Consider the following 9,028-nt stretch of genomic DNA (forward strand, 5'->3'; position numbering starts at 1 on the left):
TTCCATAGTTAAATTATACCAAAAAAATACGCCATTCTCTTATGAGTTTGACGTATTTTTATTTGTGAGGCTATTTCTTATTCGTTACAGCCTCTCTATTCTTCATAACTATTTTTCATTAGTGCGTTATATGGAATAACCGCCATCCACTGGAATGCAGACTCCTGTGATATAATTAGAAGCATCACTTGCCAACAGAGTAACAAGTCCATCGCTATCTTGATCCATTCCCCATCTGCCAATAGGGATTGCTGTTAATAAAGAAGTATCCCATTCTTCTTTTTCGCCCTGCAACGTACTGCCACAGCTCATGAAACCATATTGAATGGCGTTTACCTGTATCTGATCTTTGCCAAATTCCATTGCCAGATAACGCGTCATGGCCTCAATGGCACCATTACTGATGGCATAGGCACAATACGCTGAGGTATGTCTTGGCAAAATGCCGGTGGCGTTAATAATTTTTCCGCCATGTCCTTGCTTTTGGAATTGTCGTATGACTTCTAAGGAGAGAAAGAAGGCTGCACTTACATTAATATCATAAGCACTGTTCCATTCCAGTTTGGTTAGTTCTAAAGTTTCTTCTTTTTTTAAAATTGCCGCATAGTTTAATAATATATCAATATGCCCATAGGCTGCTAAAGCCTCTTTCATCACCTGATGGATAGCTCCTGGTGTTGTTAAGGATATAGTAAAAGAATGATAGTTACGACCGGTTGCCTCGATTGCTTTTTTCAGAGAACTGTCATCGCCGATACTGACGCCAAAGATATCTGCTCCTTGTTTCGCTAAGGCAAGTGCCGCATGATAGCCTAAGCCTTGGGAACAGCCACTCACCAATGCTACTTTTCCATAAAGATTCATATCCATGATCAAACCTCCTTGCATGTGTTAGTATGGGCAAGGTTTTTTTTCTCATACCTGTTGACAGACGATATACACGGTGTTATATTGTATATAGTCAATATATACAATATTGACACCCGGGAGGTAGTTTATGAATATCATCATCAGCAATTCCAGTGGGAAACCGATTTATCAACAAATCGTCGCACAGATCAAGCAGCTGATCATGACAGATGTCTTGAAAGAAGGGGACGCTCTTCCATCAATGCGAACGCTAGCAAAGGAACTTCGTATTTCGGTAATCACAACAAAGCGTGCTTATGAGGAATTAGAAAAAGAAGGGTTCATTGAAACCATCACTGGCAAAGGCAGCTTTGTGGCAGGAAAAGATAAAGAATTGATTCGTGAAGAACGTTATCGGCAGATCGAAGCACTTTTAGAAAAAGCGTGTGAAACAGCCAGAATGAATGGCATGACACTGGAAGAACTGCTGGATATTATGACACTTCTATACAAGGAGGAATAACGTATGGAACACATACTATCAATGCAGCATGTAACAAAGAATTATGGACGTTTTTGTCTGCAAGATATAACATTAGCTTTACCAAAGGGCTGTATTATGGGACTGATTGGCGAGAATGGTGCAGGAAAAACCACATTGTTAAAGGCCATTTTAGGTATGATTCATGTGGATGAAGGGCAAGTGGAAATATTTCATTCATCCTTAAGTGAAGATGAGCGAAACATTAAAGAAAAGATTGGTACGGTGTTCAGTGAAGCCAGCTTTCCCGAAAACATGACGCCCCAACAGATGGATAAGGTGCTGTCATCCATTTATCAACAATGGGATACAACAGCATTTCACAACTATCTAAAGGAATTTCGTTTACCGCTTGATAAAAGCAATAAACAGTTTTCGCGCGGCATGAAGATGAAGCTGCAAATAGCGATTGCCTTGTCTCATCAAGCACAGCTGTTATTACTGGATGAGGCGACAAGTGGTCTTGATCCGGTTGCCAGAGAAGAAATTTTAGATATCTTATTAGATTTTATTCAAGATGAAGAGCATGCCGTTTTAATTTCCAGTCATATTACATCCGATATTGAAAAATGCTGTGACTATGTTACCTTTCTACATGAAGGAAAAATGTTATTGAGTACGGAAAAGGATGCCTTATTAGATACTTATGGCATCTGGCATTGTACGAAGGAAGAGCTGATGAAATTGGATCATCACGATTATCTTGCCTATCGCGTGAATGCGTTTGCTGTTGATGTGTTGGTAAAAGATCGTCAGCGTGTGATGCTTCAGCATCCGAATGCCGTTATGGATCCAGCAAGTTTAGAAGATATTTTGGTGTTTATGGTGAAAGGAGAAAAATAGCATGAAAGGATTAATTTTAAAGGATATTTATAATTTAGCAACGCTTTTCCGTATTTATACGATTTTACCGATCTTAGCGATTGTTATATCCTATAGCCAACATTCTTTAGGAATGCTACAATTTCTGCCGGCTTTTATCGGTATGTTTGCGACAATCAGCGCCTTTGCTTATGATGAACAAAGTAATTTTGACAGCTTTGCGATGACCCTCCCCATCAATCGTAAAGATATGGTGATTTCTAAATATGTGTTAGCACTGGTCTGCATCTTTGCCAGTATGCTGTTGTCGATGGTTTTAGGCGCACTGATCTTAATGTTTTCACAAGAACATTTTCAAACGGTTGAATTGTCTGGATTTCTTGCTGAATGCTGTGGAGTTGCCATAGCAATGCTGTTTTTAAATGCCATCATGCTGCCTATGATCATCAAATACGGCTCTATGAAAGCACGCGTATTGATTATAATCTGTTTCATGCTGTTAGGCTTTTTGGGTAGTTTTGTCATTTCGCATATTGGCGGTATATTGCCCCAAAATTTCTTTATCTTCCTGCATGATTTCAAAGACTGGCTATTGCCTGTAAGCTTTCTTGGCGCTTTGTTTATTCTGTTGATCAGTGCCCTATCTTCCATGCATCTTATGAAACAAAAAGAGTTTTAAAAGGATGGATGTATTGGTGTTATAATGAAAGGGAAAGAAGGCGATCGTATGAAGGTGATCTTCCTTGATATCGATGGTGTATTATATCCCTGTCGTAAACGTATTTCCCCATATACAACATTTCGTTTTGACCGCGAACAGCTAGTGAAGCATTATCAATGTGCAGCGATACGTGATTTATCGGATTATGATTTAGCCTGTGCGCAGAATGGGTTTGCTCATAGTGCAATACAGCTGCTAAAAACGCTTATTCAGAAAAGCAATGCTGTTATTGTTATCAGCTCATCCTGGAAATTCTCGCATACCCTGCCCCAGTTAAAAGCCTTGTTTGCCTTTTATGCATTGCAGAATGCCATTGTTGATAGCACAAGCAATGACTATGGCTTTTTAAAAACACCGGCCATTCGAGCATACCTAAAAGATCATCCCAATATTACACAGTATATCGTTGTCGATGATTTAAATATGGAAAATGAATTTCATGAGCATGCCATCACCTGTCCGGATCTTTTTGATGAAGCCTGCTATCAGAAAGCACTCAATGTTTTATCACATTAAGTTCATATACATGAGATAAAATGCTTACTATCTATAATACGAGTAGGATATCTTTCTATATATAACAATTGAATAGGAATGCTTAGGATGATACTAGCATTCTCTGCTTACTATTTGTTATCAAGACAGCACAAAATATGTGCTGTTTTTTTGCGCGTTTTGTTTGCTGATCCTTTCCTGGAAACATTCAGTAGCTTTTTCGTTTATTTCTTAGGTGGGATGTGTAACATCTATGAGACAAAATATGATTTAACAAGTTATAGAATTTCCAATAATATTTTCGTTACATAGCCATCTTCTTCACGCTGTGCAATATCAGCAATCAGATATTCTTCATAGGCAAATTCACCTAACACATATCCTTTATTATCTGCGTAGGCCAGCATCTTATCATATGTTTGCTGAATGTATTGATAACTGCCTTTATGCCAACCACATAAATAGTTACCCCTTGCGCGTTTTTTTAATTGTTGATGGTCATATTCGGCAACGATCTGATAGAGATAGGAAAAATTAAAGTTATCCTGTTTGCGGATATTTTCAATTCTGACCATCGTACCGACACTTTCTTGAACAGCGATATGATGCTCTTTCACAAAGTGAATATATTCTTCCATATAATTGGCGAAACTGCGATCTGTGGCGTTTTCCATGTCCTTACTACATAATAAAGTGGCATTTGGCAATGTGACGACACCGATTTCATCATGCTGATGTGCAAGTGCCGAAGTTGTTGCTTGCTGCATCCAGTTCATCATGCGCTTAATGCTTTCCAGCTGTGCGATTTGTGAATCAATATCCGCATATTTTTCATCTAACAAACGTAAAAACATTTGCGGATCACGTTGTTTCAGATAGATTCGAATAGCCGAAAGAGACATCCCCATCTTTTTCAGATTGGTAATAACCAAAAAGGTGTCATATTGATGATACGAATAATAGCGATAGCCATGCTCATCTCTATAAGCCGGTTGAAACAGATGAATTTCATCATAATGAAATAAGACATGTTTGGCTACTCCACAGATTTTCGCAAATTCTCCGGCTGTTAAATAGTTCTTCTTTTTCTTCATAATTCTACTCCATTCGCGCTGAACTTCGCTCTTTTGTATATGATAGTATAAGTGTCAAAGGACGTCAATATCCCGAAAGTGGCTATAAATAGTTACAGATATAGGGATAGTTACGGTATATGTATAATGAAAAATTGATTTTCTGGAAATTTCAATAATCGACGTATATCGACTTTTATTTATACCTTAAAATTCATATAGTAACTTTGGTCTTTGTCTAGCGTATACGAGGGGGAAACATAGAATGATCAAAGAAACAAAAAAAGCAATTATAATGGAAATTACTGATGTCCTTCGCGATATTGGAATGCTGCACATGTCAAAGGCTTTTATTACGTAAGGGAAGCTATACATATGGTTTATCATGATGCTTCATTGCTAGACCATATGATGGATGGTGTATACGCAACAATTGCAGAGCGCCATCAAACTTCTATGCAAAGCGTAGAACGCGTGATCCGTGCTGCTATTGAAATTACTTGGCTACGCGGCAACACGGAAGAAATCATGCGTATTTTTCATAACACGATTGACGGCCGTAAAGCTCGTCCTACAAACAAGGAGTTTATTGCTCTTTTGGTGGATTATTTAAACATTAAGCATATGTAAGATACTAGACAAAGACCAGCAGTGATGCACTATTTCGCTATTGTAAGTGCATTGCTGCTTTTTGTTTGCCATTATACTAGAAATAGGGGGGTTTCGCAAGAGGGTGTATACGAAAGAAAGAGGCTTTGCTTACTGCTTTTTTTTCGAAAAATAATTGAACGGCTATTTTCGGAAAGAGATGAAGAAAGAAACGAACCTATAGGATAACAATGCTAATGAAGGATGAATAAGAGGAAAAAAACGGATGAAAATTGCATGAACAAGAGGAAGGAGGATGATGAAAAAGGAAGAGAAGATGAGCGAATCCATGAAAAAAGACTTGACTATAAGGTAACCTTATAGTTTATGATGATAAAGCTTATAAAGGAAAGAAGGGGTGACATGAAATTAATATTACATTATTTAAAAAACTATAAGCTACTGTTTTTTATCAATGTATTATCAGTCTTTGGCTTTGCCTTGGTAGAACTGGGAATACCAACAATCGTCGCACAAATGATCGATGTCGGCGTCATGCAGCAGGATCAAGATTATATCTATCAGATGGGACTTGTCATTCTGATAATTTCCATTCTGGGGGTAGCCGGAACAATTCTTTTAGGCTATTGTTGTGCAAGAATATCGACGGCGATCACAAGAGATATCCGTAATGATATCTTTCGCAAAGCGCAACAGTTTACGGCTCATGAATTTAATCAGTTTGGAATATCCAGTATGATCACCAGAACAAACAATGATGCATTTCAGATTCAGATGTTTGTTAATGTATTATTGCGTACAGCGCTTATGACACCGGTGATGTTTATTATCAGCTTTATCATGACCGCTAGAGCATCATTACCATTAAGCGGTATTATTGCGGCAACGATTCCACTGATTATTTTCGGAGTGTTTATCGTCGCTAAGATTTCTAAGCCAATCAGTGAAAAGCAACAGCGCTCTTTAGATACACTCAATCGGATTTCACGGGAAAATCTGAGTGGTATTCGCGTGATTCGCAGTTTCGATAACGATGGGTATGAACAAGAACGTTTTAATGCATGTAACCATGACTTTACCGGTTATTCAAAAAAACTATTTAAGCTGATGTCGTTGACCTCACCGATTTTCTTTATGCTGATGAATGTTGCAGGCTTATGCATTTTCTATGTGGCAAGTCTTTTAATTGCGGATGGTAATCTGCAAGTCGGGCAACTGGTAGCGTTCATGGATTATTTATTCCATGCCATGTTCTCAATCATGCTGTTTTGCACGGTTTTCATGATGTATCCAAGAGCAGAGGTAAGTGCGAAACGTATTACGGAAGTCTTTACGACAAAGCCTTTGATACAAAATCCCAAACAGGGGGTTTGCCAAGGCAATGAAGCAGGCAGCATTGTCTTTGATGATGTGACCTTTGTATATCCGGATGGAGAAGAGCCGGTTTTAAAACATGTCAGTTTTGCGGCCCAAAAGGGAGAGACGATTGCCTTTATCGGGAGTACGGGAAGTGGTAAAAGTACGTTGATTAATCTGATTCCACGGTTTTATGATGTGAGTGAGGGACAGATTCGTATCGATGGAGTTGATGTCAAGGATTATGATGTGTTTGCTTTGCGTGCAAAATTAGGGGTCATTCCGCAAAAAGCGATGTTGTTTTCCGGAACCATCAAAGATAATATCTGTTTTGGCAAGCCAGATGCCAGTGAAGAAGAGATTCTTCATGCGATAAAAGTAGCACAGGCATATGATTTTATCATGGAAAAAGAACATGGTTTGAAGGAAGAAATCAGTGAAGGGGCAACCAATGTCTCCGGTGGTCAGAAACAGCGATTATCAATTGCCAGAGCATTAATCAGAAGACCGGATATCTATATTTTTGATGATTCATTTTCCGCTCTTGATTTTAAGACAGATGCAACATTACGGAAAGAATTAAAGAAGGAAACAAGGGATGCTATTGTCATGGTCGTGGCACAGCGTATTTCTTCCATCATGGATGCAGATCGTATCGTCGTGCTGAATGAAGGAGAAGTCGTTGGTATCGGTACGCATCGCGAATTATTAAAAAGCTGTGCGATTTATCATGAAATTGCTTTATCACAGCTAAGTGAGGAGGAATTGGCATATGAAGACGACTAAACGAAAATTCCTAGATTCCTTACGTGGTATTGGAGCCTTTGTGGCTCCCTATAAAAGGGCCTTCCTCTTTGCTATTCTCATGATTGTCGTATCCACAGCAGCGATGGTCATCGCCCCTTCTATTGAAGGAAATATTACCTCAGTGTTATATGCCGATGTGAAACGAGCAAGTGATCTACAGCATGTGGCGATAAGCTTTGAGCGCATCCTCTCCATCATGGTAACCTTAGTAGGCGTTTATCTTGTTAAAACGATTGGCCAGGCATTAAGTGTTATTTATTTGACCAATGCCATCCAAAATGCTATGCAGGATTTACGTGATGCTTTGCAAAATAAGATACGGAAATTGCCTGTGCGCTATTTTGATTCTCATCATTATGGCGATATCTTAAGCCGTATTACCAATGATGTAGATGCGATATCCAATGCTTTTCAACAAAGCTTTTCACAGATCATTTCCGGTGTGTTAACCATCTTATTAGCCCTTGTTATGATGTTTCGTTTGAATGTAGTCATGGCTTGTACGGCAGTATTGATCATACCGGGGATGCTGCTTATCACCATTACGATTGTCCGCCATTCGCAGAAACGTTTTGCGGCACAACAAAATGCTTTGGGGAATTTGAATGGGGCAATTACCGAGATGTATACCGGTTATAATGAAATCCTCTTATACAATCGACAGGAAGCATCGATTGATGAATTTAAACGTTTAAATGAAGAATTACGTAACAATGCCTGTAAGGCACAATTTGTGTCCAGTGCAATCCAACCATTAAACTCTTTGGTTACGTATATTGTGATTGGTGTGATCGCCATTATGGGAACTTTGCGTTCTTTGGCTGGTCATTTTGATCCCGGTGAATTACAGGCCTTTATCCGTTATATATGGCAGGTAAATGATCCTTTATCTCAAGTATCATCTTTATCTTCTCAATTGCAATCGGCATTTGCGGCCATCGGACGTGTATTAGATATCTTAGAAGAAGAGGAAGAAGTGCCAGAAGCAGTTGTGACAAAAGATGTGTCAACAATTCGCGGCGATGTTTGTTTCTCACATGTGAACTTTGGTTATCATGAAGAAACACTGATGCAGGATTTGAATATCCAAGTGAAGCATGGGCAAATGGTTGCCATTGTCGGTCCGACCGGCGCCGGTAAGACAACCTTGATCAATCTGCTGCTGCGTTTTTATGATGTAAAAGGCGGCAGTATTCAGATTGATGGTATGGATATTCGTGATATGAAACGTGGTGAATTACGTTCCTTATTTGGGATGGTGTTGCAGGATACTTGGTTATTTCAGGGATCTATTTATGATAATATCCGTTATGGTCGCTTAGATGCCCGTAAGGATGAAATCATCGATGCGGCAAAAATGGCCAATGTCCACCACTTTATTCGCACCTTGCCAGATGGTTACCATAGTATTATCAATGAAGAAGCGAATAATATCTCACAAGGTGAAAAACAGCTTCTTACGATTGCCAGAGCCATCTTAAAAGACCCTAAGATATTAATTCTTGATGAAGCGACTTCTAGTGTCGATACCCGTTTGGAAAAAATGTTGCAGGATGCTATGCGCAAGGTGATGAAGGGAAGAACCAGCTTTGTGATAGCCCATCGCTTAAGTACGATTCGCAATGCGGATTTGATTTTAGTCATTCAACATGGGGATATCGTAGAACAGGGAACACATGAGGAATTGATGAAAAAACAAGGGTTTTATGAGAAATTATACAATGCACAATTTGCTCAACAGGAATAATAGAAAGG

9 protein-coding genes are annotated in these 9,028 nt (G+C 39.0%); 7 read left to right on the forward strand and 2 right to left on the reverse strand.

Features of this window, described 5'->3' with window-relative positions; translation table 11 throughout:
* Nucleotides 1-126: 126 nt before the first annotated feature.
* Nucleotides 127-870, reverse strand: coding sequence for an SDR family oxidoreductase (locus EDD61_RS13445; RefSeq protein ID WP_008686963.1), 744 nt, complete (start codon nucleotides 868-870; stop codon nucleotides 127-129).
* Between the two features lie 127 nt (nucleotides 871-997).
* On the opposite strand from EDD61_RS13445, the gene EDD61_RS13450 reads away from it, so the two are divergent.
* The 4 genes from EDD61_RS13450 to EDD61_RS13465 are packed head-to-tail and all read left to right on the forward strand — an operon-like array spanning nucleotide 998 to nucleotide 3,449.
* Nucleotides 998-1,372, forward strand: coding sequence for a GntR family transcriptional regulator (locus EDD61_RS13450; protein WP_132225825.1), 375 nt, complete (start codon nucleotides 998-1,000; stop codon nucleotides 1,370-1,372).
* A 3-nt stretch (nucleotides 1,373-1,375) separates the two neighbouring features.
* Nucleotides 1,376-2,233, forward strand: coding sequence for an ABC transporter ATP-binding protein (locus tag EDD61_RS13455; protein WP_132225827.1), 858 nt, complete (start codon nucleotides 1,376-1,378; stop codon nucleotides 2,231-2,233).
* 1 nt (nucleotide 2,234) lies between these two features.
* Complete coding sequence (locus EDD61_RS13460) at nucleotides 2,235-2,891, forward strand: ABC-2 transporter permease (RefSeq protein WP_008686968.1); 657 nt, start codon at nucleotides 2,235-2,237, stop codon at nucleotides 2,889-2,891.
* Nucleotides 2,892-2,939: 48 nt separating this feature from the next.
* A complete protein-coding gene (locus EDD61_RS13465) occupies nucleotides 2,940-3,449 on the forward strand; it encodes an HAD domain-containing protein (RefSeq protein ID WP_243642731.1) in 510 nt (169 codons plus the stop codon).
* Nucleotides 3,450-3,706: 257 nt separating this feature from the next.
* Here the strand turns inward: EDD61_RS13465 and EDD61_RS13470 are convergent, their stop codons facing one another.
* A complete protein-coding gene (locus EDD61_RS13470; RefSeq protein ID WP_132225831.1) occupies nucleotides 3,707-4,522 on the reverse strand; it encodes a MerR family transcriptional regulator in 816 nt (271 codons plus the stop codon).
* A gap of 354 nt (nucleotides 4,523-4,876) precedes the next feature.
* Between EDD61_RS13470 and EDD61_RS13475 the strand changes: the two genes are divergently transcribed.
* The 3 genes from EDD61_RS13475 (at nucleotide 4,877) to EDD61_RS13485 (ending at nucleotide 9,020) form a co-directional block, all read left to right on the forward strand.
* Entirely contained in the window at nucleotides 4,877-5,131 is a 255-nt protein-coding gene (locus EDD61_RS13475) for a sporulation initiation factor Spo0A C-terminal domain-containing protein (protein WP_243642732.1), read from the forward strand.
* A 381-nt stretch (nucleotides 5,132-5,512) separates the two neighbouring features.
* A complete protein-coding gene (locus EDD61_RS13480; RefSeq protein ID WP_008979211.1) occupies nucleotides 5,513-7,252 on the forward strand; it encodes an ABC transporter ATP-binding protein in 1,740 nt (579 codons plus the stop codon).
* The gene (locus tag EDD61_RS13485) at nucleotides 7,239-9,020 is read left to right on the forward strand and encodes an ABC transporter ATP-binding protein (RefSeq protein WP_117548085.1); all 1,782 of its coding nucleotides are present in this window, start codon (nucleotides 7,239-7,241) and stop codon (nucleotides 9,018-9,020) included. The genes EDD61_RS13480 and EDD61_RS13485 overlap by 14 nt, the downstream gene beginning before the upstream one ends.
* The last annotated feature ends 8 nt before the right edge of the window (nucleotides 9,021-9,028 follow it).

Origin of the sequence: Longicatena caecimuris, assembly GCF_004341945.1 — a bacterium.
Classification (GTDB): domain Bacteria; phylum Bacillota_I; class Bacilli_A; order Erysipelotrichales; family Erysipelotrichaceae; genus Longicatena; species Longicatena caecimuris.

Excerpts from the sequence above, each read along its gene's own strand:
- EDD61_RS13445 (WP_008686963.1), bottom strand. The coding sequence starts at position 870 with ATGGATATGAATCTTTATGGAAAAGTAGCATTGGTGAGTGGCTGTTCC.
- EDD61_RS13450 (WP_132225825.1), top strand. The coding sequence starts at position 998 with ATGAATATCATCATCAGCAATTCCAGTGGGAAACCGATTTATCAACAA.
- EDD61_RS13455 (WP_132225827.1), top strand. The coding sequence starts at position 1,376 with ATGGAACACATACTATCAATGCAGCATGTAACAAAGAATTATGGACGT.
- EDD61_RS13460 (WP_008686968.1), top strand. The coding sequence starts at position 2,235 with ATGAAAGGATTAATTTTAAAGGATATTTATAATTTAGCAACGCTTTTC.
- EDD61_RS13465 (WP_243642731.1), top strand. The coding sequence starts at position 2,940 with ATGAAGGTGATCTTCCTTGATATCGATGGTGTATTATATCCCTGTCGT.
- EDD61_RS13470 (WP_132225831.1), bottom strand. The coding sequence starts at position 4,522 with ATGAAGAAAAAGAAGAACTATTTAACAGCCGGAGAATTTGCGAAAATC.
- EDD61_RS13475 (WP_243642732.1), top strand. The coding sequence starts at position 4,877 with ATGGTTTATCATGATGCTTCATTGCTAGACCATATGATGGATGGTGTA.
- EDD61_RS13480 (WP_008979211.1), top strand. The coding sequence starts at position 5,513 with ATGAAATTAATATTACATTATTTAAAAAACTATAAGCTACTGTTTTTT.
- EDD61_RS13485 (WP_117548085.1), top strand. The coding sequence starts at position 7,239 with ATGAAGACGACTAAACGAAAATTCCTAGATTCCTTACGTGGTATTGGA.